Here is a 25882-nt window from a genome sequence, read left to right on the forward strand (position 1 = left end):
ACCGGCTACACCACGGGGAAGGGCTTTGACATGACCAGGGTGATGGAGGGCGTGCGCGTCCTTGAAGTGGCGCAATATACCTTCGTGCCCGCGGCCGGAGCGGTCCTTGCCGATTGGGGGGCTGATGTCATCAAGATCGAGCACCCGCTGCGCGGCGATGCCCAGCGCGGTTTCCTGCGGATGGCCGCGCTTGAAATCCCGGCCGATCGCAACACGGTGATGGAACATCCCAATCGCGGCAAGCGCAGCGTGGGCCTCGATATCGCCACGCCCGAGGGGCTGGAACTGCTCTATCGCATCGCCGCCACCGCGGACGTGTTCCTCACCAATTTCCTGCCCGATGCCCGCCAGAAGCTGCGGATCGATGTCGAGCATATCCGCGCGGTCAATCCCGCGATCATCTACGCGCGCGGCACCGCCCATGGCGACAAGGGGGCCGAGCGCGAGGTCGGCGGCTTCGATGCCACTGCCTGCTGGACCCGGGGCGGGCTGGGCCATGCGCTGACCCCGCCGCAACTGGAAGGGATCATGATGCAGGCCATCCCGGCCTTCGGCGACACGATCGGGGGCATGAACATCGCCGGCGGGATCGCCGCCGCGCTGTTCCACCGCGGCCAGACCGGCAAGGCCACCGAGGTCGATGTCTCGCTGCTGGGCACGGCCACCTGGATGCAGGCCGGCGGCCTGTGCCTGACCATGAACTACGGCTACGAAAAGCGCGCCGACCTGCCCAGGTCCGGGGCGAACGTGGGCAATCCCTTCATCGGCAACTATCTCACCGCCGATCGCCGGGTGATCAACCTGTGCATCCTCACCCCCGGCACCTACATCCGCGATACCTTCGAGCATCTCGGCCTCGCCGAGCTTGCCGACGATCCGCGCTTCTCGACCGACCTTGAACTGATGCACAACTGGGAAGCGGCCGGCGCCGCGATCCGCGATGCCTTCGCGGCCCAGCCGTTCGCCTGGTGGTGCCGGCGGCTCAAGACCCTCAAGGGCCAGTGGGCGCCCGCGCAGAGCCAGTCCGAGGTGGTCGCCGACGAACAGGTTCTCGCCAATGACCTGATCATCGAGGTGGAAGGCTCGGGCGGGGAGCCGATCCGCCTGATCCGCAACCCGGTCCAGTTCGATCATGCCCCGGTCCAGACCACCCGGGCGCCCCAGGCGTCGGAGCATACCGAGACATTTCTGATGGAACTCGGCCTCGAATGGGACGAAATCGAACAACTCAAGGCCTGTGGGGCCGTGGCATGAGGAATGGGCCATGCGGCTGAGCGACTATGCGGACAAGTATGAGGCCATTCGATTCACCCGCGAAGGCGGCGTGCTGGAGATGCGCCTCCACCACCAGGGCGGGCCGGCGAAATGGGGCTCGTCCGCCCAGTCGCTCCATGGCGAACTGGGGCCGGCCTTCCGGGATGTGGCGGGCGATCCCGAAAACCGGGTCGTCATCCTCACCGGCACCGGCGACAGTTTCCTCGATGGCTTCGACCCGGCGCTGATCCACCCGGAGCCGACCATGGCTGCGCTCTGGCCCCGGCTCTACGATGAAGGCGTTTCGCTGCTGGGCAACCTGCTGGCGATCCCGGTGCCGATGATCGCGGCGGTCAACGGTCCGGCGCTGGTCCATGCCGAACTGGCCGCCCTGTGCGACATTGTCCTCGCCGCCGAACACGCGAGCTTCGCCGATCATGCCCATGCCATCAACGGCACGGTCCCCGGCGATGGCGTCCACGTGGTCTGGCCCATGCTGCTCGGCCCCAACCGGGGGCGCTATTTCCTGCTCACCGGCGAGGTCATCGGGGCCGAGGAGGCGCGGCGGCTCGGCGTCGTGGCCGAGGTCCTGCCGGCCGACCGGCTGATGGCCCGCGCGCGCGAGCTGGCGGCGCAGCTGGCCCGCCATCCCCTGCCGATGCTGCGCTATACCCGCGCGCTGCTGGTCAAGGACCTGCGCCGCAAGATGTTCGATGACCTGCCCAGCGGCCTGGCGCACGAGGCGCTGGGCACCATCTTCCGCGCAGGCTGACCCTCCGGGCGATGACCTATGGCGTCATCCACGCGCTGCCCCGGCCGTCGCCCGAGCTCAGCGGCCGGGCGGCGATCGTCGGCATCGGCGAGACCGACTATGATGCCGACTATGCGGCGGCGCGCGCCCGCGCCCCGGGGCACGAGCCGCCCACGGTCGAAAGCCTGTGCGAGATCGCCTTCGCCCGCGCCCTGGCCGACAGCGGGCTTGATCGCGCCGAGATCGACGGGCTGTCGCTGTCCTTCACCTTCGGCGGGCCGGAACCGGCCGACCTCGCCCGGCAACTGGGGCTCACCGTCCCCTATTGCATCGCCAACGGCAATATCATGGCTGGCCCGCTGCCGGTGGTCTGCGCCGATATCGCGGCGGGCAAGGCCGATACCGTCGCCATGATCTTCGCGGTCGCCTCGCGCTCGATCGGGCGGCAGTTCGGCGGCCTGACCGATCGGCAAAGCGCGGATTCGCCGCCCTCCTACTATTACCACCACCCCTGGGGCTTCAGCTCGCAGGCCGCGCACTGGGCGCTGATGCTGGCCGCCTACCAGGCGGCCCATGGCACCCGCGAGGAGGATCTGGGCGCCCTCGCCATCCAGGTGCGCGAACACGCCCGGGCCACCCCCGGAGCGATCATGCGCCAGCCGCTGACGATGGACGCCTATCTCGCCGCGCGCATGGTGGTCCGCCCGCTGCGCCTGCTCGACCTGTGCCTGGTGAATGATGGCGCGGTCTGCCTGATCGTGCGCCGCGCCGATCTGGCCGGCGCCATGGCCCATGCCCCGGTGCTGGTCGCCGGCTGGGGCGAAGCGCGCGTGAAGCACGACAAGATGCACGCCATGGTGCGCGAACGGCTGGCCGGGCAGATGCGCGAGGCGGGCGGCCAGGCGCTGGCCATGGCCGGGGCCAGCCTGGCGGACGTGGGCCATTTCGAAGGCTATGACGCGGCCACCATCCACCTCGTCAACCAGGTCGAAGGCTATGGCTTCACCCCGCCGGGAACCGGCCTTGCCTTCTGCCGCGATGGCCAGATGACGCTGGGCGGGCGCCTGCCGACCAACCTGTCCGGCGGCAACCTGTCCGGCTCCTATATGCAGGGGTGGAGCCAGGTGGCCGAAGCCGTCCGCCAGTTGCGCCACGAGGCCGGGCCGCGCCAGGTCAGGGACCTGCGCCTGTCGCTGACTTCGCTGGTCCAGACCGACCGGGCGCATCCCTTGGTCCTGCGGCGGGGGGAGTGATCATGGTATCCCGACGACCAAACCGGATCCTGGGCGGCGCGCACGATGCCTTCTGGGCCTGGTGCGCCGCGGGCGAGCTGCGCCTGCAACGCTGCGCCGGATGCGGGCAATGGGCCTGGCCGGCGGTCGAATCCTGCGAGGCCTGCGGCAGTGCGGCCCTCGCCTGGGAGCGCCTGTCCGGGCGTGGCCGGATCGCCTCCTGGTGCAGCTTCGCGCGCGACTATTACGCCGGCCAGTTCCCCATCCCCTGGGACGTGATCCTGGTCGACCTGGACGACGGCCCCCTGTTCCTTTCCAACCCCCATGGCTTCGCCTGGCCCGATGTGGCGATCGGGCAGGGCGCAAGCCTCGTGTTCATCCCTTGCGAGGACGATGCAGGGCGCTTTCAACTGCCGGTATTCGCCCCGGCCGAGCCCGGGCCGAGCGGTCGGCTCGGCCCGGGCCATGGCTTGCGGGCCTAGGAGCCGGCCTTCACCGCGAAGCTGGCGCCGAAGGCCGCGGTGGAATCGGTGCCGACCGCGACGTCGAACACGGCCTCGTCGCTCACCCAGTCCCTGGCCGCCGCATTCCAGTAGCGCAGTTCGTCAGGCCCGAGCCTGAAGGTCAGCTTGCGGACCTCGCCGGGCTTGAGCGTGACGCGGGTGAAGCCCTTCAGTTCGCGCACGGGCCGGGCGGCCGTCCCGGTGCGCTGGTGAATGTAGAGCTGGGCCACCTCGTCCGCCGTGCGGGTGCCGGTGTTGGTCACCTCGGCCGAAACGGTCACCGAACCGCCCGGCGCGATCTGGGCCTTGTCGATCGACAGCCCCGAATAGGCGAAGGTGGAATAGCTCAGGCCATGGCCGAAGGGATAGGCCGGGGTGCCGGCCTCGTTCCAGTAGCGCTTGGCCACGTTGGCCGGATCGTGTGAGGCGAGGTGAGCATAGGTCAGCGGCACCTGGCCCACGTTGCGCGGCCAGGTGAAGGGCAGCTTGCCGCCGGGCACGGCATCGCCCAGCAGCAGGTTGGCGGTGGCCGTGCCCCCGCGCGAGCCGGGATACCACATATCGAGAATGGCCTGGGCCTTGGTGCCCTTGAGGTCGAGCGGCCGGCCGTTGAGCAGGACCACGACCACCGGCTTGCCGGTCGCCACCACGGCATCGAGCAGCTCCTGCTGGCGGCCGGGGAGATCCAGCGTCGAGCGCGAGGCCTGTTCGCCGATCATGTTCTGCGCTTCGCCAACCACGACGATGGCCACGTCGGCGCCTTGCGCGGCCTTGACCGCCTCGGCGATCCCCGTGGTATCGTCCAGAGGCTCGGGGCGCTTGACGGCCGGACCCATCGCATCGAATTGCGACGGGTTCGTTCGGATGGGCAGCTTGACCCCGGGGGCATAGGTCACGGTCACCTGGTTGCCCAGCTTGGCGCGCAGCCCTTCCAGCAGGCTTTGCGTGGCCGGCTTGTTCTGGGCGAACACCCAGGGACCATTGCTGTCCTGCGGGGAATCGGCCAGCCCGCCGATCACCGCCACCGCACGCAGCTTGCGCCGGTCGAGCGGCAGCAGGCCGCCTTCGTTCCGCAGCAGCACGGCCGACCGTTCGGCGGCGATGCGCGCCGCTTCGAGATGGGCGGGCGAGCGCAGCACCTTGTCCGCCCTGGCTTCATCCACATAGGGATGCTCGAACAGGCCAAGCCGCAGCTTGGCCTCCAGCAGGCGGCGCACCGCGGCATCGATCGTCGCCTGGCTGGTCTGGCCCGCCGCCAGGGCCTTGGGCAGGTTGGCGAAGGCGGGAGCGGCGAAGGCCATTTCCATGTCGAGCCCGCTGTTGAGCGCCTGGGTGGCCGAGCCTTGCCCGTCGGCGGTCAGGCCGTGGGTCTTGAGGTTGATCACCGCCTGGGCGTCGCTGACCACCCAGCCCTTGAAGCCCCACTTCTGGCGCAGGACATCGGTCAGCAGCCAGTGGTTGGCGGGGGCCGGGATGCCGTTGATGCCCATGTAGGCGCTCATGATATTGCCCGCGCCGGCATCGATGGCGGCCTTGAACGGCGGGAAATAGACGTTCCACAGCTCGGCATCGGCAACGTTGACCTCGTCATAGTCGCGCCCGCCCAGCGCTGCGCCATAGGCCGCGAAGTGCTTCGGCCCGGCGATGATCCGGCCGGGCGCGCCATAGTCGGCACCCTGGAAGCCGCGGACCTGGGCCGCGGCCATCGCGGCGCCCAGATAGGGATCCTCGCCCGCGCCCTCGACCATGCGGCCCCAGCGTGGATCGCGGGCGATGTCGACCATCGGCGCGAAGGCCCAGTGCAGGCCCACCGCGCGCGCCTCGGCGGCGGCCACCGCCTGGTTGCGCTCGGCCAGCGCGGGGTCCCACGATGCCGCCTGGCCGATCGGCACGGGGAAGATGGTGGACAGGCCGTGGACCACGTCGAACCCGAACAGGAGCGGGATCTTCAGCCGCGACTGTTCCGCCGAAACCCGCTGCAAGCGGTTGATTTCCTTGGGGTCGGTCAGGAACAGGAACGATCCGGCGCCATTCTTGACCCGCTGGTCGCTGGCGGCGGACTGGCCCATGTAGAAATAGGTGACGAGCTGCGCCGCCTTTTCCTCGGGCGTCATCTGCGCGATCAGCGCATCGGCGCGCGCTGCGATGGTTGCCTGGCTGGCGGGCTGGCCCTGCGCGGGCGCGCGCGTCTGTGCCGAGGCGCCTTGCGAAACCAGTGTCGCCATCATGATCGCAGCCGAAATCGTGCCGCGATTGACCAATCTTCTCATATGCGTCCTTATCGGAATGATTGCGCTACCATCGTAAAGTGGCTTGCCGCGTGCGGGCACTGCAAGAGCGGCGGCTTGCGAATGACTATCAGTTCGCGGTTGATTCGATAAGCCGAAGCTGCGACTGGCTCGCGCGGCCAGGATGGCAGGCCAGTGTTTACAAGCACTTGGTCTCGTGCTGGCGCGCGCGCACTTTTGGCGAAGCGAGCCGAAACCGCGTGAACGGCGCGGGGTTTGGGGTTAGGGTGGCCGCTGGCCCGCTGATGGCGTGATCATTTTGAAGGAGGGCGCCATGCGTCGGACCAGGGTATTCGTGGCAGTGGCGGGGGGCGTGGGCGCCTTGCTTTATGGCGTGGGCCTGCCCACGCGGATCGCCGCCCAGGGGCCGGCCGATGCCTGCTCCGCGCTGACCTCGTTCGCGCTTCCTGATGGCAGGATCCGCTCGGCCACGCCGGTCGCGCCGCCCTTTGCCGTTCCCTGGGCCAAGGGTGGGACGGTGACCCGGCCGTTCTGCCGGGTCGCGGGCGTGCTCACGCCCACGCCCTCATCGGAAATCAACTTCGAGGTCTGGCTGCCCACCGAGGGCTATGCCGGCCGCTTCGCCGGAGTGGGCAATGGCGGCCTTGCCGGCGCGATCTTCTATGGCGCGATGGGCCGGATGGTTCAGCGCGGCTATGCCGTGTTCGGTAGCGATCGCGGCCACAAGGGCACGGACATGGCCTGGTCGGTCAACCAGCCGGAGAAGGTGATCGATTTCCGCGAACGCGCCGATCACCTCGCCACGGTGGCCAGCAAGGCGGTGGTCGCACGGTTCTATGGCGCCGCGCCGCGCCATTCCTACTGGTCGGGCTGTTCGGCCGGCGGCGTCCAGGGCTATACCGCCGCCTGGCTCCATCCTGACGACTATGACGGGATCATCGCCGGCGCCTCGCCGCTCTTGTTCAACCGCGACATCGTGCCGGGCAAGCCCTGGCCGACCATGGGCGACATCACCTATATCGCGCCGATCCTCGCCAGGGAGCCTGGCTTCACCAAGGCCAAGGCCCGGATGGTCTCGGATGCGGCGGTGGCCCAGTGCGATGCCAATGATGGCGTGCGCGATGGCGTGATCGCCGATCCGAAGCAGTGCCGGTTCGATCCGGCCAGCCTGGTCTGCCGCCCGGGGCAGACCGACAAGTGCCTCTCGCCGGCCGAGGCGGTCATGCTCAAGCAGGCCTATGCCACCGGCCACAGCCGGGGCGCCGAATACTACTGGAAGGCGCTGAGCGGGGATACCCAAGGCGGCGCGGCCAGCCCGGCCGCCTCGGCCGCCATGACCGACATGGTCTCGTTCATGACCCGCTCGATGTATGTGCCCAGCGCCAGGCAGGAATATCTCCAGGGCTTCGCCGCGCGCGGCGGCAAGATGATCGCCTATGTCGGGCTCAACGATTTCCCGATGCCCAAGATGATAAAGTACGAAGACGCCCTGATCGCGCGCCACCGGGCGGGCGGAAAATCGTGGGCGCGGGCCAAGGCCGAGGTCGATCGCTTCCATCGCCTGTTCCTGCTGCCCGGCGTCGAGCATTGTAGCGGCGGGCCGGGGGCGGACAATATCCTGGCCCAGCGCCCGGCCGATCAGCCGGCGACCGGTCCGGGCCAGGATGCCATCTCGGCCATCGAAGCCTGGGTCGAACGCGGACAGGCGCCCGCGAGGCTGGTGGCGGTCAAGTACACCGATGGCGATCCCGCCAAGGGCATGGTGATGAGCCGGCCGTTGTGCGTCTATCCCAACCAGGCCAGGTGGAACCGCGTGGGCGACAGTTCCGACTATCGCAGCTACACCTGCGTCGCGCCGACCGCCCGGCGACGCTGAACCCGTCTGATTGACGCTGGCCCTGACCTGACGCAGGCGCCGCTCAGCGCGCCCCTCAGCGTCGGTGCCGTGCCCCGGCAAAGGGCACGTCGCGCGGACCCAGCACGCCGGGCGGCGCGGCGCAGACCAGCGGGATCGCGTTGATCAGCGGCATGGCCGTGCTCTTGCCGCCAAGGTATTCCAGCGGGCCGGCATAGCCTTCCGGCGTGGTCGATCCGGTGGTCGTGAATTCCAGCATGAAGCTGTGATTGCCGGTCACCTCCACCCGGAAGGCGACCGTGCCGGGCAGGTTGGGCTTGCCCCATTGCGGCCCGGCCTCGAGTGCCATGCGATCCACGTGCTCGAACACGGCGATCACCCGCCCCTGGCTGATCGCCTGCAATTCCGTCCGCAGCACCGATGACGTGCCCGCCTTGACCGTGCCGAACCCGCATTCGATATCATGGGGCAGGCTGTCGGTTTCCCAGACGACATTCCAGTCGTCGATCACGATCCCCAGGGCTTCGGCAATGTGCTGGAGCGCCGGCCCCCAGTTCTGGCGCAGGAAGCCATCGGATACCAGCATCGGCACGAAGTCCGGCCCCTGGCCGAAGCCGTAATAGTGCCGGCACACGTATTCGGCCGTGTGCTTGCCCCAGTAGCCATAGCGGCCCATGCGGACGAACTCGACCTTGTCGGCCACGGCCAGCGCGGTCAGCGCGAGGTCGGTGGTGCCCCAGCCCGGGTCGGAGCCGGACATGAACACGCTGGTTCCGCCCTTGGCGCAGGCCTCGCGCACGTGCTCGAACCCTTCGGGAATTTCGGGCGGATAGGCCCAGGCGAAAGCCGCCGTGGTCACCGCATTGGTGCCGCGCTCAAGGAAGCGGATGATGTCGTCGGCAGCCTCGCGCTCGCGGCCGATGCTGTTGCTGTGGTACGAAAGGCAATCGGCATCGAGCGCGAGCAGCGCGTCCCAATCGTTGGTGGCGATAATGCCGGTATCGGGCCGGTTGACGAAGCGCCCGGCGTCCTGCCCGATCTTCTCGGGCGACTGGACATACATCCCCACCAGTTCGAGGTCGGGATTGTTGAGCACCCCGTCAAGCGCGGCGCGGCCGATCTGGCCGGTGCCGGTGTGGACGACCCTGAGCGGCATTCGCGTTTACTCCTGGCTGGCCGCGGCCTGCGCGGCCAGATGGTTGGCCCGGGCGATCTGCTGGAATTCAAGCGTGCCCAGCAGCATGGCCCCGCTGTCGCACAGGTATTCGCCGCCGGTGATCATCGAGGCATCGTCGGAGGCGAGGAACACCACCAGCTTGGCGATCTCGGCCGGATCACCAACCCGGCGCAGCGGAAGCAGCCTGGCCACCTCGTCAAGATTGGCGCCCGCGCCCGAAGGCACGTCCATCCAGCCGGGGTGCACGCTGTTCACGCGGATGTTCTCGGGCGCCAGCTCGCGGGCGACCGACTTGGTCATCCCCCGGATCGCCCACTTGCTGGCGCAATAGGCAATGCCGCTGGCCGGATGCATCCCCGCGATCGAGCTGACGTTGACGATCGAGCCGACGCCGGCGCGGCGCATCGGCCCGGCCACCGCCTTCATCCCCAGGAAGCAGCCCAGTTCGTTGACCTCGAACACGCCGCGAAACTCGGCCTCGTCCAGCTCGTCGAACGAAGACCACTGCATCCGCACCGCATTGTTGACCAGCACGGTCACCGGCCCGAACGCCGCTTCCGCCGCCGCCACGGCCTCGCCCCAGGCCGGTGCGCTGGTCACGTCGAGCCGATGGAACAGCGCCGCCTCCCCGATGTCGCGCGCGACCGCCTCGGCCTCGGGCGCGATGTCGGTGACCAGCACCTTGCCGCCGGCGCGCGCTATGGCGCGGGCCACGTGTTCGCCAAGGCCGCGCGCCGCGCCGGTGACCAGCGCGACCTTTCCTTCAAGGCTGTTCATGCCGCGCTCTCGCCCGCCGGGCTCAGCCGGGGGAGGGCCGGGCCATCGAACACCATGTCCAGCTCGCGCCAGGTGCGAAACACCATGCCGGGGATCTGCTCGGCCACGAAGCCCTCGCGCAGGCGCAGGTTGGGCAGGCGGGTGTAGAGCGTGCGGATCGCGATCTGCGTCTCGGCCCGGGCAAGATCGGAACCCATGCAGAAATGGATGCCGAAGCCGAAGGCGAAGTGGCGCGGCAGGCGGCGCCAGTCGCGGTCGATCAGGAACTCGTCGGGCCGGTCGTACTTGTCGGGATCGTGGTTGCCCGAAGTGTAGAACGAATAGATCCGTTCGCCCGCCTTCAGCTCGGTTCCGCCCAGCGTGGTATCGTGCTTCACCCCGCGCAGGTTGCCCTGCACCGGGCAATCGAAGCGGAACCCTTCCTCCACCGCGGATTCGAGCAGGCCGTCCATGTCGGCCAGCAGCTTCGCCTTCTGCTCGGGGTGGGTTTCCAGCAGGTAGACCAGGTTGGACACTCCGATCGAGGTGGTGCCGTTGCCAGCGCCCAGCAGCAGGCCGACCATGGCGGTCGCCTCGCTGGCGGAAAGCTTCTGGTCATCGACCTGGGCGTGGACGATGGCGCTGAGCAGATCATCGCGCGGCTCGCGGCGGCGCAGTTCCAGTTGCTCGGCGCAATAGGCGTAGAGATTGCCCTGGGCATCGTCGCGCTTGTCGCGCGCGGTCGTGCCGCCGATCGTTTCCTCGACCGCCTCGGTCCAGTCCATGAACTTGGCCCGATCGTCGAGCGGAACGCCGAGGATCTCGGCAATCACCTGCGAGGGCAGGGGGCGGGAGAATTCCCGGCGCAAGAGGAAGCTGTTGCCGCGCGCCGCGATGGCATCCACCAGGTCGTCGGCGATGGCCTGGATGCGGTCCTTCTGCTCGTTCACCCGCGCGACCGAAAAGGCCTTGCCGACCAGCGCGCGGTGGACTGTGTGCTCGGGCGGGTCGGCGAATTCGAGCACCTGCTCCCCTTCCGCCTGGGGGCCGGCCGGGACCACCCCCATGCGGTTGGAGAAATCCTCGTGGCGCCGGTTGGCCTCGCGGATCAGCTCGTAGGAGTTGACCTGGTGATAGGGAAAGGCGCCGCCCACGTGGGCAATCGGGCAGCGCGCGCGATCCTGTGCGATCGCGGGCCACGGATGCGGATCGGCGCTCGTGAACGCATCGAACTTGAGCGCCGGTCCGTCAGCCATGAAAATGCCTCTCCTTGTCGTTTCGATCAGTTGCCGAAGCTGTAGCGCAACCGCAAGCGCATAGATGCGCGGCTCACCCGCCAGTCGCGACACGAGTCCATCATCGGGGCCGAGCGATCAACCGCCGGGACTGTGCCAAAGCGGACGAATGTGCCGGGATGGTCAGATCGCCTAGCCGCTACCGGTCAGCCGTAGTGGTTGCCGCCGCCAAGGTCGGTGAGCACGCGGCCCACCAGGAGGATTTCCTCGCGGGAATAGCCGGGCAGGCGGTTGTCCAGCAGGGCAACCAGCCCGTCCGACACCCGGTGGGCCACGGCCATCCCGGTCGGCGTGAGGGTCAGCAGGACACGGCGCTTGTCAACGCTGCTGCGTTCGTGGTTGATCAGGCCGGCGTCCTGCAACTGGCCCAGTTCCGCGGTGACCAGGCTGCGGCCGATGTTGAGCAGGTCGGCCACTTCGTTGGGCGAGATCGGTCCGCGACCGATCAGGGCAACCAGCCAGGGACCGCGCGGCCCCAGCCCATATTCCCGGGCAATGTCCCTGGTCACGTCGCCCATGCTGTCGCGGGCGGCGGCGAGCGCGCCGAAGAAGGTCCCGGCTTCCGCGCCGGACAGGCCGGGCCTGTCGCGCAGGAGAATCGTTTCCACAGGCAATCGCTGGTCCTGCATCATACCTTCCAGCCGCCCGGCCGCGGGGGCGATCCATTTTGATACCGCAAAACCACGGCTCCGCAAATCGACAGCGGTTCGCGGAGGGCGATTTTCAGCCCGCCTTCGCGGCCCAGGAATCGCAGACGCTTCCCGGCGAGACCGCCCCCCCGCTGAGCAGGACGCACGAGCCGCAAGTCTCGGTCCCGGCGCGGAAGAAGGTGCAGCCCTTGCAGGTCCGGTTCGGATCGGGGGCAACCGGGCGGAAGTTGAGGCTGCGGCGCAGGCCGGTGGCGGCGAGCTTGTCAAGGTCGGCGCAGGTGCCGGTGGCGGCGAGTGCGGCTTGCGAGGCCGCCGCGCCGGCGGCAACCGCGCCGATCGAGGCGAACAGGAAAGTCCGGCGAGTTGCAACGCGCGTGCTGGTCAATTGCGCCTCCTGAGGGCCTGTCATGCAGTCGTGTTGTGGCTGGTCGGGATATCGTACAGAAGTTGAATCATTTGACAATGGGGGCGCGCTGCCTAGGGTTGGCGCAGGAGGAGTACTGATGCAGATTTCCTGGCGAATTGCGGCGATTGGTGCCGGTTGCGCGGCCATCGTGCCGCTGTTGAGCGCGCAGACCAGCCCGGCCACCTCGACCGAGGCCTTCATCGTCTCAGATCTCAGCTACGCGTTCTATCGCGGCGACGAGAAGACCGATTGCCCCGACGGGCGCTCCTTCAGCCTGCGCGATGCCTACCTGCAAACCCGCGCGCCGGCCGAACGCGAACGTCTGCTCAAGCCCGAAAACGCCGCCGCGCTCGATAGCGCCTACAAGAACGATTATGTCTTCGGTCCGGGCGGGAAGGACATCTGCACCGATGCCGAACTGTTCGCCACGCCCGAACACCCGCTGCAAAAGCCGTTCCGCGGGCCGGTCGCCCCGGGCATGGACCTGGATGGCGCGACCCCGGGCCATGCCACGCCCGGAACCTGCCGCCACGACAGCTTCACCAGCCCGACCGGCGAGCGCGGGGTCGATAACCAGATGTACCGCGCCACCGGATGCAACACGATGTGGCGCGGGATCGGCGAGAAGGGCCGGGGCGAGCTGTCCGGCCCGATGAGCGTGGGCAAGCACCCGGTGGCGATCGTCGTCGCGGGGGTTGATGACTGGCAGGATGATCCGCACGTCGAAGTGCTGGTCGCCGCCGTGGCCGATCGTCCGCCGCTCGATGCCAAGCAGGTGCCGATGGCCGGTTCCAGCGTCACCCTCAGCGCCAATCCGCGCTACCGGATGCGCGTGACGGGTTCGATCCGCAACGGGGTGCTCACCACTGATCCGGGGGACTTCATCCTGCCCTACAACTGGGTGGGGGCGAGCGGCGGCGAATATATCGCCCGCCATGTCCGCCTGCGCCTCACGCGCAACAAGGATGGCGAGCTGTCGGGCGCGCTTGGTGGCTATCGCCCGATTGACAATGTGATCGCCATGTTCCGCGTCGGCGGGCCGGGCGTGGCCAGCACGGCCGGGGTCGATTGCTCGTCGCTGCGCCAGTCGCTCGGCCTCTTTGCCGATGGCGATCCCGACCAGGCCGGGAAGTGCACATCGGTGTCGACCGCGCTGAACATCGCGGCGCGCCCGGCCTTCGTCTACGATGGCGGCAAGCTGCTGAACGGGCGGCCCTGATCGGTTGGTCGGCCGGTTGGCCGGCAGGTCAGGGCCGGGCCGGGATCAGTCCTTCAGCCGGTAGGTGCGGTGGCAGCCGCCGCAGGTTTCGCCCAGCGCCCTGGCCTGGACGCTGATTGCCGGCAGGTCGCCCTGTTCGGCCACCTGGGCCATCAGCGCGGCCTGCCGCTGGAAATTGTCCTGAGCCTTGCGGAAGCCGGCGGCGTCCGACCAGATCGCCGGCAGCGCCTTGGTCTTGGGCTGGGCCTGGGGGCCGGACCCGGCCGGATACCAGGCATACTGGTCGCGCGCGGCAGTGGCGATGAGGCGGGCCGAAGACTTGAGCGTGACCCGGATCAGGGTGCCGGTCTTCAACTGGTCGCTGATGGTCTTGAAAGCGGCGCCCATCTCGCGGTAGCGGGTCTTTCGCACATCGGTCGCGTTGTCGGCGGTGATCGCGGCGCTCGCGGCGGCGGCAAGGCAGGCCGGTCCAAGGACCGCCAGGCGGAATAGGCGCATATCAAACTCCCGGTCGTTCCGCTCGTGCGGAAAATCGTTCGGTTCTTGAATCATTTCCTGCGAGGCAATTGTCAACCCGAACCGGGCCGGGAAGCCCCTCAAGGCAACATAATTCATAATTTGAATTGACTCTGGCCGGGCAAGGGCGATTATCAGGAGCTGAAATTGACCGATCGATGGGGAGCGATATGCGGCCGAGGCTGCGCCTGACGGCACCGACAGAAGCGGAGGCAGCGGCCAGATCCGCGACCGCGATCACGAAGGTTGCGGCCAGGACGGTTGCCGTCCTCGCTTGCGCGGTCAGCCTCGCGGCCGTTTCGCGCGCGCCGGCGGGGCCGCCGGCGCCGGCTCCGGTCAAGGCATCCGCCCCCACGTCGGTCCCGGCTTCAGCCTTGGCGCCCGAGTCCATCGTGGCGCTGCGCCGGCTGACCGAAGCCCAGTATCGCAACAGCATCGCCGATATTTTCGGGGCGGACATCCGCATCAACGGCCGGTTCGAGCCGATCATCCGGCCGGTCCAGGAACTCGTCGCCACCGGGGCGAGCGAGAGCAGCATTTCCGCCGCCGGGTTCGAACAATATGAATCCATGGCGCGCGACATCGCCGGCCAGGTGCTGGCGAAGGAACGCCGGGCCACTTTCCTGCCCTGTGCCGATGCTCTGCCGGCCAGGGTTTCCCCGGCCTGTGCTGCCAGTTTCTTCAGCGACCTGGGCCGCTATGTCTATCGTCGCCCGCTCACCCGGGCCGAAGTGGCGTTCTATGTCGACCTCGCCCGGCGCGGAGCGGGACCGGTCGGCGATGGCGATGCCGGGCTCCAACTGGGTCTGGCGGCGATGCTCGTGGCGCCCGAATTCCTCTATCGCGCCGAAGTGGTGGGCCGCGACGGGCAGGGTTACGACGACTATACGCGCGCCTCGCGGCTCAGCTTCCTGATCTGGAATTCGGTGCCCGATCAGCAATTGCTCGATGCCGCCGCGCAAGGCCGCCTGAGGACGACCGAGGGGATTCGCGCCGAGGTTGACCGGATGCTGGCCTCGCCCCGCGCCGAGCAGGGCGTGCGCGCCTTCTACGACGATTTCCTCCAGCTCGATCGCCTGCCCGACCTGTCGAAGGACACGGTGGTCTATCCCCGCTTCACCGCCGGCGTGGCGAACGATTTCCGCGAGCAGGCTCTGCGGACCATCGTCGATCACGTGCTGGTGCGCGACCAGCCCTATCTCGACCTGTTTTCGACCCCGCGCACCTTCCTCAACCGGCGGCTCGGTCTGGTCTACCAGGTTCCGGTCGCTTCCTCGACCGGGTGGGAACCGCACGAATTCGCAGCGAGCGAGGAGCGGCTCGGCCTGCTTGGGCAGGGCGCTTTTCTGGCGCTGTTCTCGCACGAGGGGCGCTCTTCGCCGACCTTGCGCGGCAAGGCGATCCGCGAGGTGCTGCTGTGCCAGCCGGTGCCGGTGCCGCCGGCCAATGTCGATTTCTCCGGCTTCAACGATACCCGCAACGCCGTGCTCAAGACCGCGCGCCAGCGCTTGAGCCATCACGTGTCCGATCCGGCCTGCGCGGCCTGCCACAAGATCACCGATCCGCTCGGCCTGCCGCTGGAAGGCTTTGATGGCATCGGCGGCCGGCGGCTGGAGGAAAACGGCGCCCCGATCGACACGTCCGGCCTGTTCGAAGGCAAGGCCTTCAGCGGGCTTTCGGGCCTCGCCCGGGCCATGGCGCAAAGCCCGGCGGCCAGCGAATGCATGGCCCGGCGCGCGATGGAATATGCCACGGGTCTTCCGGCTGACCGCCTGGGCGAAAGCTGGACCGCCGCGATCCAGGCGGCGGCCGAGGCCAGCCAGCATCGCTATCGCGCGCTGATCCGCGAGATCGTGCTCAGCCCGCAATTCATGTCCGTTCCCGCCCGTTCCGCCCTCTCGTCAGCCGCGACGGTGGCCGTGCAGGGACCGTCAGCGAAAGTCTTGCGCCGATGACCCAGTTTGACCGCCGATCGATGCTGCGTGGCCTCTACCGGGGCGCCGCCGCTGTCGTGGCTCTGCCGCTGCTGGACTGTTTCCTCGATGGCAACGGGGCGGCGCTGGCGAATGGGATGCCCCTGCCGGTGCGGTTCGGCACCTGGTTCTGGGGGCTGGGGGTGACTGAGGATCGCTGGAAGCCGACCCGGACCGGCGCGGGCTATGATATCATGCCCGAACTCAAGCCGATCGAGGCTTACCGCGATCGGATCTCGATCCTGTCCGGGTTCGATGCCATCCTCGATGACAAGGCGAACCTGCCGCACAACAGCGGTGGCGTCAGCATCCGCACCGGGGTGGCGCCGGCCAAGCCGGAACTGCCCGCGCCCTCGTTCGACGTGCTGGTGGCCGATGTGATCGGTGGGCGCACGCGGTTTCGCTCACTCGAGATCTCGGCCACGCGCGATGCTACCAATTCGCTGAGCGGGCGGGGCGGGGGCAGCCTCAATCCGGCCGAAACCTCGCCGATCGCGCTCTACAACCGGCTGTTCGGCAACGAATTCGTCGATCCCAACAAGGCTGACTTCAAGCCCAACCCAGCCATGCTGGCGCGCCACAGCGTGCTTTCCGCGGTGACCGACCAGCGCAAGGCGCTGATGGCCCGGGTGGGCGCGGCTGACCGCGAGAAGCTCGACCATTACTTCACCTCGCTCCGGCAGGTGGAGCAGCAACTGGCCCTGCAACTGGAAAAGCCGGCCCCGCTGGAGGCCTGTGCCCTGCCGCGCAAGCCGGCCGACACCACGCCCCAAAGCAACGAGATCGAGCAGGTGATCGACAATCACAAGGTGATGGTCGAACTGCTCGCCATGGGGCTCGCCTGCAACCAGACCAGCGTGTTCAACATCAACTTCAACAATGCCGCCTCGTCGCTGACCCGCGCGGGCAGCACGATCTCGCACCACCAGCTGACCCACGAGGAGCAGATCGACCCGCAGCTTGGCTACCAGCCCGAATCGACCTGGTTCGTCGAGCGCTGCATGGAAGCGTTCGGCCTGTTCGTGGACACGCTCGGCAAGTTCAAGGAGGGCGATGGCACCCTGCTTGATCACAGCCTGGTCGTCGCCCACTCGGAAACGAACTTTGCCAAGGCTCACACGGTGGAGGGCATCCCGGTGATGCTGGCCGGGCGCGCCAATGGCAAGGTAAAGACCGGAATCCACGTGGCCGGCAACGGTACGCCGATCTCGCGCATCGGCCTGACCGTGCAGCAGGTGATGGGCGTGCCGATCGACACCTGGGGGCAGGACAGCATGAAGACCAGCAAGACCATTGGCGAGATCATGGCCTGATGGAGCAGTCGCACTCTCTTCGGCGCCGGGCGCCCAACCGGACCAGCATCGCCCGGCTGCGCGTGGCGGCGGGATTGGCCGTGGCCCTGCTGATGGCCTCTTCGGGCGCGGCGCGCGCGCAGTCTGCCGTGCCGACGCGCGTGCCGTCCTCGTCCCAGTCCCGCGCGTTGCCGGAAAACGTCAAGCTGGTCGATGCCGGTGATGCGATCGCCCTGGTGGCCAGCGATGACACCCCACTCTACGTGCTCATCTTCGATGCCCCATTGAAGCGGAGCACCCGGATCCCCCGCGATCGGTGCGGCAGCACCTGTCTCGCGGACTGGGCGCCGCTTGTCCCGCCCGAGCAATTGCCCGCCGGAAGCGAGTGGAGCCGGGTGGAGCGCGAGGGCCGGCCGGCGCTGGCCTACAAGGGGCGGGCGCTCTATCGCTTTGTCGGCGCCGACATGGCCAGGCTGGCCGATGAGCGGATTGTGCCGCCCTATATTTCCTCCTATTCCGCAGCCCCGATCAAGCTGATCGATGGGGTTCCGGTGGCGACCGCCTATTGGCAGCCGGCACTCTATGATGCGGGCGCGGCGAATCTCGACCTTCCCGCCGGGATTGCGGCCCGGGCGTTCAGCAAGGGTTTCCGGCTGTTCGATGCCGCCGGCAATGCCTTGTATGTCCCGCGCTCGGGGCAGACCTGCGCCAACGATTGTGGCGGGCTGGCCCCGCTGGTGGCGCCATTGGCCGCCCGGCCGATGCAGGGATGGCAGCCGGTGCCAGCCGCCTCGGGCGGCAGCGCCTGGAGCTTTGCGGGCAAGCCGGTCTACGCCCTGCGGCCAGGCAGCGGCGAACCGCCGTCGCAGCTTTGGCAGCGGCTGGAAGTTTTCGCCCGCTGACCTCCGGGGCCGGCAGCCAGCGCCGGCCCTGCGCCTAGCCTTTCAAGGCTCGGCGCAGGGCGGCGATCCGCGCGGCGTTGAACGCGTTGGCGACCTCGGCGCCAACCGGAAAACGGTCGAAGGCATGGAAAGCGCCCGGCGAGACAAGCGTTTCAACGGCCACGCCGGCTTCGATCAGCCGCTCGGCATAGGCAAGGTCTTCGCTCACGAACAGGTCGATCGAGCCAACCCCGATCCAGGCCGGGGGAAGGCCTGCGAGATCGCGGTGCCGGGCCGGAACCGCGGCCTCCGGGACATTGCGGCCGCCCGGCTTCATCCCCAGGAATGAACGCCAGCCAAAGGCGTTGTCAGCGGCCGACCAGCCAAAAGCCCCGATCGGATGGGGCGCGGCGCGCGTGGAGCCGGTGCGGTCGTCAAGCATCGGATAGGTGAGGCACTGGAACGCCAGCGGCACCTCGCCGCGATCGCGCGCCAGCAGGGCCAGCAGCGCGGCATGGCCACCGCCGGCGCTTTCGCCCATCACCGCGATCCGCGCCGGATCGATGCCGAGGCTTTCGGCGGAGCGGTGGAGCCAGCGCAGGCCGGCGTAGTTGTCCTCGGTCGAACCGCGATAGTCGGTTTCGGGGGCCAGGCGGTAATCGACGCTGACGATGCAGCAATCGACCGCCCGGGCCAGTTCCTGCAACCAGACCAGGTCGCCCGCGACATTGCCGGTCACGAAGCCGCCGCCATGGGTGTGCAGGATGCCGCCGCGCAGCTGGCCGGGCCGCGAGTTGATGACGTACACGGTCACGTCGGGCTGGCCGGCCGCGCCGCCGATCACCCGCTTCTCCCAAGGGACGGCCGGCAGCGGCGGTTGCGGCGGGGTGAAGCCCTTGCGGAGCGTGGGCAGGTTCGCGAGCGTGAACCGGGGCATCTTGTCGATAAACGGCTTCACCTGCTTCACGAAACCGCGAAGCTCGGGATTGATGAACCATAACTCATCGCGCGCCGACCGGGCCTGGGCCAGGACGCCGCCGGGTTCGATGGCGCTCGATGCGGCAACGGCCAAAGCCAGCTTGGCCAGGTGTCGGCGGCTCAGATCCATCCTTGCAATCCCCTCTCGTTGGCCCGGCTATTCATTGGTGAATGCCGGGACTGTGCTTGGCTTGGGCGGTTGCCACCAGTGCTGCGCTTGGCCATTGGCATGGGTCGCACTTTGCCCCATTGCAGCGGGCGACGGAAATTAATATTTCGGTGCCCGATTAAAATTCCTCTTCCGGCCCCAAGGAAAGGCACGCGATGCGCCACGATGCCCAGACGCTGAACCGGCTGGCCGTGCTCAAGGCCATTCGCCGCAGCGCTCCGGTATCGCGCGGCGAACTGGCGCGGCTGACCGGGCTGGGCGGGGCGACCATCACCGAGATCACCGGCGGCCTGATGACGATGGGGCTGCTCGAGGAGCATCGCGTCAAGGCATCGGGCCGGGGGCGGCCCCGCAGCGAGCTGGTGATCAATGCCCGAGCGGGGGTCGCGCTGGCGGCCCATATCGTTCCGGGGGGCGAATTCGTGGCCACGTTCGTCGATCTGGGCGGCGAGATTCTGCACAGCTTCAGCAGGCCGATGATCGCCTTGTCCTCGCTTGCCGAACTGGCCCGGATCGTGGCCGGACTGCTCGACGATGCCATCGTCCAAAGCGGCCTGCCGCGCGATCGGATCATGCGCGTGGCCTTGTCGCTCCCGGCCATCGTGGATCGCCAGCGCGGCATCGTCCGGTTCTTTCCGCCCTTGCCGATGGGTGAAGTGCCCGTTGCGGCGATCATCTCGCGCCGCCTCGGCCTGCCGGTGACCGTGGAGAATGATCTCGATTGCTTCGCCCGGGCACATCACTGGTTTGGCGAGATGCCGGTGGATGATTTCGTCCTGGTCCATGTCGGGCAGGCGGTGGGCATGGCGATGTTCACCGATGGCGTGGTCGCCAGCGGAGCCGACGGTCTCAATGCCGAACTTGGCCATGTGAAGACCGACTTTTCCGATAAAGCCCGGCCCTGCATCTGCGGGGGAAGGGGATGCCTGCTGACCATGGCCTCGATGTTCGCGATCGTCGATCGGATGCCGGATGCCCGCGAGCCGCTGGACGTGGCCGGGTTCCTGGCGGCGGTGCAGACGGACTTCGAGGAGCTTGCCGATCGGGCGCTCGCTGGCGACGCCGGGGCCAAGGCCCGCTTCGATCGCGCGGGCGAGCATCTCGGCATTGCGCTCGCCAATCTCGTCGCGATCCTCGATCCGGGCCTGCTGCTCCTGCAGACCCCAGACCAGCGGTTTGCCGACCTGCTCCGCCCGCCCCTGATGGACGCGCTGGACCGCCATGTGCTGTCGGTGTTTCGCCATCGGGGAAAAGTCCAGATCGACCAGGTGATGACTGGCTGGCGGTGGAAGGGCGCAGCGGCGCTTGCGCTTGAGCAGATCTACCTGGGTGCCGAGGCCGGGCCGGAGCGAGCGGCCGGGACTGCATGAAGCCGGGCGCGCGGGCGCCCGGCTTCATGGTCAGGCGGCGTCGTCCCAGTGCTGGCGAATGAACCTGTATCCCTCGGTGACAACCTCGTCCGGGCTGGGGAAGAACTCCCGCCAGACCCGGGTGGCCGCGGCCAGTTCGGGAACGCTGCGGCCGAAAGCCTCGATCGTCAGCCAGCCGTCATAGCCGAGCGCCTTGAGCGCGCGGATCGTTTCCGGGATCGCGGCGTGGCCGCGCCCGGGCGTGCCGCGATCGTTCTCGGAGATGTGGACGTGGGCCAGGTTGCCCGAGGCGTGCAGCGCGTGAAGCGCGGCGATCGGGTCCTTCTCCTCGATGTTGGCATGGAACGTGTCGTAGAGGATGCCGATGCCGCCCGGGCCGACGCGCTCGGCATAGGCGATGGCCTGCTCGCAGGTGTTGAGCAGATAGGCCTCGAAGCGGTTGAGCGGCTCCAGCCCGGGCACGATCCCGGCCTCGCGCATCAGCGCCAGCGCGCCGCGATGCACCTCGGCGCAGCGGTCCAGCTCGGCGGCGGTCGGCCCGGAGCCGCTGAACACGCCGAGCGGCTGGAACCACGGCCCCGCGATCACCTGGCCGCCCAGCACATGGGTGCATTCGATCACCCGCGCCAGGTGGTCGCCGGCGGCCCGGCGATGCGCGGCATCGGGCGAGAGCGGGCTGTGCGCCTCGTCGGGGATCAGCGCCACCACGGTCCGCTCAAGCCCGAGATCGTCGAGCACGCCGGCCAGCCAGCGGTAGTGGCCTTCGTCGGAGGTGTCCAAGACCGGGATCTCGACGCCGTCGAACCCGGTCTCCTTGATCGCCCTGAGGGCCGGCACGTGCTCCTGCGTCACGTGGCCGGTCCACAGCAGCATATTCATGCCGATCTTCATCGCCTCAACCCTTCCGCTTGCGTTCGGTCAGCCTGACCGCGCCGAAAATGAAGAACAGCACCACCGGAATGATGGCGACCGTCTTGAACGACTTCTCCGCCGCATAGGCGAGGGCTGCGTGCAGCGCCGGGCTGTCGGCGGGCAGAGCCTCGAAGGCGGCCATGCCGCCGGCCTTGGCCAGCTTGGCATCGTCGTAGATCCGGCCCAGTTCCGGCAGGACGAAGTAGATCGCCAGGGCGCCGGCAAAGCCGATCAGGCCGATGCCCCACGGCCCGCTGCGCGGATAGCGGCGCGAGACCGCCGCCAGCATGGTCGGCCACATGAAGCACACGCCGAACGCCCAGAGCGTGGCCGCGATCAGGGCCGGAAGCGCCGAACTGGCGGTGCTGAGCAGATAGAGGCCGGCGGTGGCCGGCACGGTGCACATCAGCAGCAGGCCCATGTCGGAAAAGCGCCGATCCAGCGCACCGGCGAAGTGACGCATGACGAACATGATCGCCGAGACATAGATCAGCACGATGATGCCCGGCGCGTTCAGGGTCTGGGTCAGCGCCACGTCCACCCAGGCGCCGGGCGCCAGTTCGGTCGAAGCGGTGAGGAACATGATCGCGAAGAACACCCAGAACCCCGGGCGCTTGAACGGCTCGGCCATCATTTCCCCGAAGGTCACGCCCTGGACCGCGCTTTCAGTCCGCGGGAAGCTGTGCCGCGAGGCCCAGATGCCCAGGACCACGCCCGGCACCGCGCAAAGGCCGACCAGCGCCTGCCATGGCAGGTCGAGCGACTTGAAGAACAGCAGGCTGAGCAGCCCGCCGGTCACGACGCCCGCCGGCCACCAGGCGTGGAGGTTGTTGAGCTTGCCGGTCTTGTCATCGGCATAGATCGTGGCGGTCACCGGATTGATCGAGGCCTCGGTCGCGCCCCAGCCGAACCCCCAGACAACCATCGCCAGGTTGAGCAGGACATAGACCGACGATCCCGCCCCGGCCGCCAGCAGCACCAGCACCGGGCCGAGCGTGTAGCAGGCCGCCGCGACCATGATCGCGCGCTTGGCGCCGATCCGGTCGAGCAGCGGACTGATGACCAGCAGGCTCAGCGCGAAGCCGAGGAAGGAACTCCCCAGCACCGTGCCGATCATCTCGCCCGAATGCTGGGCGTCGATCGGATCGAGCGCGGCCAGCTTGATGGCATTGGCGGCGCCGGCGCGCACGGCATTCGAAAGCGCCGCGGTGAACAGCGCCAGCACGCAGATCCAGAAAAGCGCGCGCCGGTTCGGCGGTTGTTGCGTCATGTCCTATCCCCTCCCGATATTGTCTTGTCGTTCAGCCGGCCGAATCCAGGCCCAGCACCTCGCGCACCAGTGCCATGTCGGTGCCGGTGCCGGCGAAATCGTCGAATGCCTTGTCGGCCTTGCGGATCATGTGGCGCGCGATGAACGGCGCGCCTTCGGCGGCCCCCTGCTCGGGGTGCTTGTAGGCGCATTCCCATTCGAGCACGGCCCAGCCGTCGTAGCCGTGGTGGGTCAGGCCTGTGAAGATGCCGGTGAAGTCGATCTGCCCGTCGCCCAGCGAACGGAACCGGCCCGGACGATCGCCCCAGCCGGCATAGGAGCCATAGACGCCGGCCCGGCCATTGGGGCGGAACTCAGCGTCCTTGACGTGGAAGGCCTTGATCCGCTCGTGATAGATGTCGATGAAAGCCAGGTAATCGAGCTGTTGCAGCAGGAAATGGCTCGGATCGTAGAGGATGTTGGCGCGCGGGTGGTTGCCCACCGCTTCGAGGAACCGCTCGAAGGTGACGCCGTCGTGCAGGTCTTCGCCCGGGTGCAGTTCGAAGGCCGCGTCGATGCCGTTGTCCTCGAACACGTTGAGGATCGGCGTCCAGCGGCGGGCCAGTTCGGCAAAGCCTTCCTCGACCAGCCCGGCCGGGCGCTGCGGCCAGGGGTAGACCGTGTGCCACAGCAGCGCGCCGGAAAAGGTCGCGTGTGCGGTGCAGCCAAGGCGCCGGCTGGCGAGCGCCGCCAGCTTCACTTGCTCCACCGCCCATTCGGTGCGGGCCGGGATGTTGCCGTGGAGCGCGGCGGGGGCGAAACCGTCGAACAGGCGGTCATAGGCCGGGTGGCTGGCGACGAGCTGGCCCTGCAGGTGGGTGGACAGCTCGGTCACTTCCACGCCGTTGGCCGCGCACACGCCCTTGATCTCGTCGGCATAGTCCTGGCTCTGCGCGCAGCGTTCGAGGTCGAACAGGCGCGAGTCCCAGGTGGGAATCTGGACGCCCTTGTAGCCCAGGCCGCCCATGTAGCGGGTGATGGCGTCGAGCGAATTGAACGGCGCTTCGTCCGAGGCGAACTGCGCCAGGAAAACGGCGGGGCCTTTCATCATGCGTGCTCCTTCAAAGGTCGACCCAGACCGCGCCCTTGCGGCTCGATTCAAGGCTGGCGCGCAGGAAATCCATACCCGCGAGCGTATCGGAAATGGTGGCGTAGCCCGGCTCGTCGCCCTCGGCCTTCACCCCGCGCAGGGCATTGCCGAAGGCCTGGTAGATATTGGCGAAGGCTTCGAGATAGCCTTCCGGATGGCCGGCGGGGGTGCGCTGGATGGCGAGGATGTCGGCATCAAGGTACGCGCGATTGCCCCCGGCATTCCAGATTTCGGTCGGCCGGTCACGGTAGCCGATCCGCATGGTATTGGGCTGCTCCTGGCGCCAGTGCAGGCCGGCCTCGTCGCAATAGACCGAGATGGCGAGGTCGTTGATATCGCCCACCAGCACCTGGCTGGCGGTCAGCGTGCCCTTGCCGCCACCCGAAAGGTGGAACAGGGCCGCGCCGTCATCGTCGATCCGGCGCCCCGGCAGCATGGTCAGTTCCGCGCAGATGCGGGTGATGCGCTCGCCGGTGATGAATTCGCACAGGTTGGCGGCGTGGGTGCCGATGTCGCCGAAGGCGCCGGCATCGCCCGACTGGGCCGGATCGACCCGCCAGGCGGCCTGCTTGTTGCCTTCCAGATCGGAGGCCCGGCTCAGCCAGTCCTGCGTGTATTTCACCGCCACGCGGCGAACCTTGCCGAACTTGCCCGAGGCGATCAGGCGGCGCGCCTGCTTGACCAGCGGATAGCCGGTATAGGTGTGGGTGATCGCCACCCTGCGCCCGGTCCGCTCGGCGGCCTCGGCGATGGCCTGGGCATTGGCGAGGCTGTCGGCCAGCGGCTTGTCGACGATGACATCGAAGCCGGCCTCCAGCGCGGCGATCGCGGGGGCGGCGTGCATATGGTTGGGGGTGACGATCGCCACCGCCTCGATCCGCACGTCCGCTGGCAATTGCGCCTCGCGCTCGAGCATCTCGGCCCAGCTGCCATAGGTGCGCGCCGGATCGAGGCCAAGTTCGGCGCCCGAGGCGCGGGCCTTTTCCGGGGTGGACGACAGCGCGCCGGCGGCCAGGGTCCAGTTGCCGGCGATGCGCGCCGCGATACGGTGGACGCCGCCGATGAAGGCGCCTTGCCCGCCGCCGATCATGCCATAGCGGACCGGGCTCACTTCGCGGTCTCCCCGGCCGGCGCTTCGGACTTGGTGGTAACCAGCGGCTTCGTGCCGCAAGCCTCGCCTTCAAGGCGCATCGACCACGCCAGCGCGCCTGCCAGCAAGGCCCGGTTTTCCGGCTCGGTATAGGACGCGGCCGTATGGCCGAGCGCGGAATAGAACACCCGGCCCTTGCCGGTGCAACGCCACCAGGCGATCGGATGATCGGCGCCCATGGCCAGCTTGGTGCCCCACAGGCTGCCCGGCTTGTAGGTCCGCTCGTCCAGCGTGGCGAGCACGGTCAGCCCCGGAACGCCGCGCGGCGACTTCTCGTAGGAATACCATTCATCCACCCGCTGCCAGGCCGCGGGCAAGGTGGCGCTGGCCGGATGCTCGTGGTTTTCCACCCGCACCGTGGCCTTCTGGAACTGCGGGTCCATCGGATGGCCGATCCACTTGGCGCCGATGATGTTCTGGACATACCAGGGCCAGGCCGTGTGCGAATTGTCGCCCGCTGCGTGGATGCCGACAAAGCCGCCGCCGTTCTGGACAAAGTTCTGGAAGGCCTGGCGCTGCGGCAGGGTGAGAACATCGCCGCTGACGTTGGAGAACACCACGGCGTCGAACCGGGCGAGGATGGCGGGCGAGAAGGTGGCCCCGTTCTCGGTCTTGAACACGGTCCAGCCGCGCTGGCGCGCCAGGTCGTCGAACAGGGCGTTGGCCGCGGGGATGGCCTCTTCGTGGCGGAAGGCGTTGGTCTTGGAAAAGACGAGCAGGGCCGGGTGCTTGATCTCGGCCGGCATGGCGGGCGGCTCAGTCTCGTAGACCTTGAGTCCGCCCAGCAGCATCCGCTGGATGAACTCCCACTGGCTGGCTGCGATCACGGCGATGATCGCCACCAGCCCGAGCAGCACGATGCCTGCGATTTTCAGGATCTTGCGGACCATGTCTC

At 68.3% G+C, this 25882-nt stretch carries 23 protein-coding genes; 10 read left to right on the forward strand and 13 right to left on the reverse strand.

Annotated elements, in window-relative coordinates; all coding sequences use genetic code 11:
• The first annotated feature begins 30 nt into the window (after positions 1-30).
• From ACFOD9_RS07455 to ACFOD9_RS07470, 4 genes are read left to right on the forward strand one after another with little or no spacing between them, the layout of a single operon-like run.
• Entirely contained in the window at positions 31-1254 is a 1224-nt protein-coding gene (locus tag ACFOD9_RS07455) for a CaiB/BaiF CoA transferase family protein (RefSeq protein WP_379509455.1), read from the forward strand.
• Between the two features lie 10 nt (positions 1255-1264).
• On the forward strand, positions 1265-2026 hold the full coding sequence (locus ACFOD9_RS07460; protein ID WP_379509456.1) for an enoyl-CoA hydratase/isomerase family protein: 762 nt from the start codon (positions 1265-1267) through the stop codon (positions 2024-2026).
• 11 nt (positions 2027-2037) lie between these two features.
• On the forward strand, positions 2038-3258 hold the full coding sequence (locus ACFOD9_RS07465; RefSeq protein ID WP_379509457.1) for a thiolase family protein: 1221 nt from the start codon (positions 2038-2040) through the stop codon (positions 3256-3258).
• Positions 3259-3260: 2 nt separating this feature from the next.
• On the forward strand, positions 3261-3719 hold the full coding sequence (locus ACFOD9_RS07470) for a Zn-ribbon domain-containing OB-fold protein (RefSeq protein WP_379509458.1): 459 nt from the start codon (positions 3261-3263) through the stop codon (positions 3717-3719).
• On the opposite strand, the gene ACFOD9_RS07475 is transcribed toward ACFOD9_RS07470, so the two are convergent.
• Positions 3716-6010 (reverse strand): glycoside hydrolase family 3 N-terminal domain-containing protein, encoded by a 2295-nt coding sequence (locus ACFOD9_RS07475; RefSeq protein WP_379509459.1) that lies wholly within the window; start codon positions 6008-6010, stop codon positions 3716-3718. The genes ACFOD9_RS07470 and ACFOD9_RS07475 overlap by 4 nt on opposite strands.
• 292 nt (positions 6011-6302) lie before the next feature.
• Between ACFOD9_RS07475 and ACFOD9_RS07480 the strand changes: the two genes are divergently transcribed.
• Positions 6303-7865 carry a tannase/feruloyl esterase family alpha/beta hydrolase gene (locus ACFOD9_RS07480; RefSeq protein ID WP_379509460.1) on the forward strand — a complete coding sequence of 521 codons (1563 nt, stop codon included), beginning with the start codon at positions 6303-6305 and terminating at the stop codon, positions 7863-7865.
• A 55-nt stretch (positions 7866-7920) separates the two neighbouring features.
• Here the strand turns inward: ACFOD9_RS07480 and ACFOD9_RS07485 are convergent, their stop codons facing one another.
• The 5 genes from ACFOD9_RS07485 to ACFOD9_RS07505 all read right to left on the reverse strand — a co-directional run bounded on the left by ACFOD9_RS07485 (position 7921) and on the right by ACFOD9_RS07505 (position 12107).
• Positions 7921-9000 carry a dihydrodipicolinate reductase gene (locus tag ACFOD9_RS07485; protein ID WP_379509461.1) on the reverse strand — a complete coding sequence of 360 codons (1080 nt, stop codon included), beginning with the start codon at positions 8998-9000 and terminating at the stop codon, positions 7921-7923.
• A 6-nt stretch (positions 9001-9006) separates the two neighbouring features.
• The gene (locus ACFOD9_RS07490; protein ID WP_379509462.1) at positions 9007-9798 is read right to left on the reverse strand and encodes an SDR family NAD(P)-dependent oxidoreductase; all 792 of its coding nucleotides are present in this window, start codon (positions 9796-9798) and stop codon (positions 9007-9009) included.
• Entirely contained in the window at positions 9795-11033 is a 1239-nt protein-coding gene (locus tag ACFOD9_RS07495; RefSeq protein WP_379509463.1) for a cytochrome P450, read from the reverse strand. The genes ACFOD9_RS07490 and ACFOD9_RS07495 overlap by 4 nt, the downstream gene beginning before the upstream one ends.
• Positions 11034-11218: 185 nt before the next feature.
• The gene (locus tag ACFOD9_RS07500; protein ID WP_379509959.1) at positions 11219-11680 is read right to left on the reverse strand and encodes a MarR family winged helix-turn-helix transcriptional regulator; all 462 of its coding nucleotides are present in this window, start codon (positions 11678-11680) and stop codon (positions 11219-11221) included.
• A 115-nt stretch (positions 11681-11795) separates the two neighbouring features.
• Entirely contained in the window at positions 11796-12107 is a 312-nt protein-coding gene (locus ACFOD9_RS07505; RefSeq protein WP_379509464.1) for a high-potential iron-sulfur protein, read from the reverse strand.
• A gap of 118 nt (positions 12108-12225) precedes the next feature.
• Here ACFOD9_RS07505 and ACFOD9_RS07510 point away from each other — a divergent pair, with 118 nt between their 5' ends.
• Entirely contained in the window at positions 12226-13347 is a 1122-nt protein-coding gene (locus tag ACFOD9_RS07510) for a hypothetical protein (RefSeq protein ID WP_379509465.1), read from the forward strand.
• A 45-nt stretch (positions 13348-13392) separates the two neighbouring features.
• Here ACFOD9_RS07510 and ACFOD9_RS07515 read toward each other — a convergent pair whose 3' ends face one another.
• Positions 13393-13845 carry a c-type cytochrome gene (locus ACFOD9_RS07515; RefSeq protein ID WP_379509466.1) on the reverse strand — a complete coding sequence of 151 codons (453 nt, stop codon included), beginning with the start codon at positions 13843-13845 and terminating at the stop codon, positions 13393-13395.
• Positions 13846-14237: 392 nt separating this feature from the next.
• On the opposite strand from ACFOD9_RS07515, the gene ACFOD9_RS07520 reads away from it, so the two are divergent.
• The 3 genes from ACFOD9_RS07520 to ACFOD9_RS07530 are packed head-to-tail and all read left to right on the forward strand — an operon-like array spanning position 14238 to position 18030.
• Positions 14238-15818, forward strand: a complete 1581-nt coding sequence (locus ACFOD9_RS07520) for a DUF1592 domain-containing protein (protein WP_379509467.1) — start codon at positions 14238-14240, stop codon at positions 15816-15818.
• Positions 15815-17149 carry a DUF1552 domain-containing protein gene (locus ACFOD9_RS07525; protein WP_379509468.1) on the forward strand — a complete coding sequence of 445 codons (1335 nt, stop codon included), beginning with the start codon at positions 15815-15817 and terminating at the stop codon, positions 17147-17149. The genes ACFOD9_RS07520 and ACFOD9_RS07525 overlap by 4 nt, the downstream gene beginning before the upstream one ends.
• Entirely contained in the window at positions 17149-18030 is an 882-nt protein-coding gene (locus ACFOD9_RS07530; protein ID WP_379509469.1) for a hypothetical protein, read from the forward strand. Before ACFOD9_RS07525 ends, ACFOD9_RS07530 begins: the two co-directional genes overlap by 1 nt.
• 34 nt (positions 18031-18064) lie before the next feature.
• Here the strand turns inward: ACFOD9_RS07530 and ACFOD9_RS07535 are convergent, their stop codons facing one another.
• Positions 18065-19117 (reverse strand): alpha/beta hydrolase, encoded by a 1053-nt coding sequence (locus ACFOD9_RS07535; protein WP_379509470.1) that lies wholly within the window; start codon positions 19115-19117, stop codon positions 18065-18067.
• A gap of 194 nt (positions 19118-19311) precedes the next feature.
• On the opposite strand from ACFOD9_RS07535, the gene ACFOD9_RS07540 reads away from it, so the two are divergent.
• On the forward strand, positions 19312-20526 hold the full coding sequence (locus tag ACFOD9_RS07540) for an ROK family protein (protein WP_379509471.1): 1215 nt from the start codon (positions 19312-19314) through the stop codon (positions 20524-20526).
• A gap of 30 nt (positions 20527-20556) precedes the next feature.
• Here ACFOD9_RS07540 and ACFOD9_RS07545 read toward each other — a convergent pair whose 3' ends face one another.
• From ACFOD9_RS07545 to ACFOD9_RS07565, 5 genes are read right to left on the reverse strand one after another with little or no spacing between them, the layout of a single operon-like run.
• On the reverse strand, positions 20557-21417 hold the full coding sequence (locus ACFOD9_RS07545; RefSeq protein ID WP_379509472.1) for a sugar phosphate isomerase/epimerase family protein: 861 nt from the start codon (positions 21415-21417) through the stop codon (positions 20557-20559).
• Between the two features lie 4 nt (positions 21418-21421).
• Positions 21422-22708 (reverse strand): MFS transporter, encoded by a 1287-nt coding sequence (locus tag ACFOD9_RS07550; protein ID WP_379509473.1) that lies wholly within the window; start codon positions 22706-22708, stop codon positions 21422-21424.
• Positions 22709-22739: 31 nt separating this feature from the next.
• Entirely contained in the window at positions 22740-23795 is a 1056-nt protein-coding gene (locus ACFOD9_RS07555) for a sugar phosphate isomerase/epimerase family protein (protein ID WP_379509960.1), read from the reverse strand.
• A gap of 13 nt (positions 23796-23808) precedes the next feature.
• The gene (locus ACFOD9_RS07560) at positions 23809-24948 is read right to left on the reverse strand and encodes a Gfo/Idh/MocA family protein (protein WP_379509474.1); all 1140 of its coding nucleotides are present in this window, start codon (positions 24946-24948) and stop codon (positions 23809-23811) included.
• Positions 24945-25877 (reverse strand): ThuA domain-containing protein, encoded by a 933-nt coding sequence (locus ACFOD9_RS07565; protein ID WP_379509475.1) that lies wholly within the window; start codon positions 25875-25877, stop codon positions 24945-24947. Before ACFOD9_RS07565 ends, ACFOD9_RS07560 begins: the two co-directional genes overlap by 4 nt.
• Between the last annotated feature and the right edge of the window lie 5 nt (positions 25878-25882).

The organism is Novosphingobium bradum (assembly GCF_042646485.1).
GTDB classification, from domain to species: Bacteria; Pseudomonadota; Alphaproteobacteria; order Sphingomonadales; family Sphingomonadaceae; genus Novosphingobium; species Novosphingobium bradum.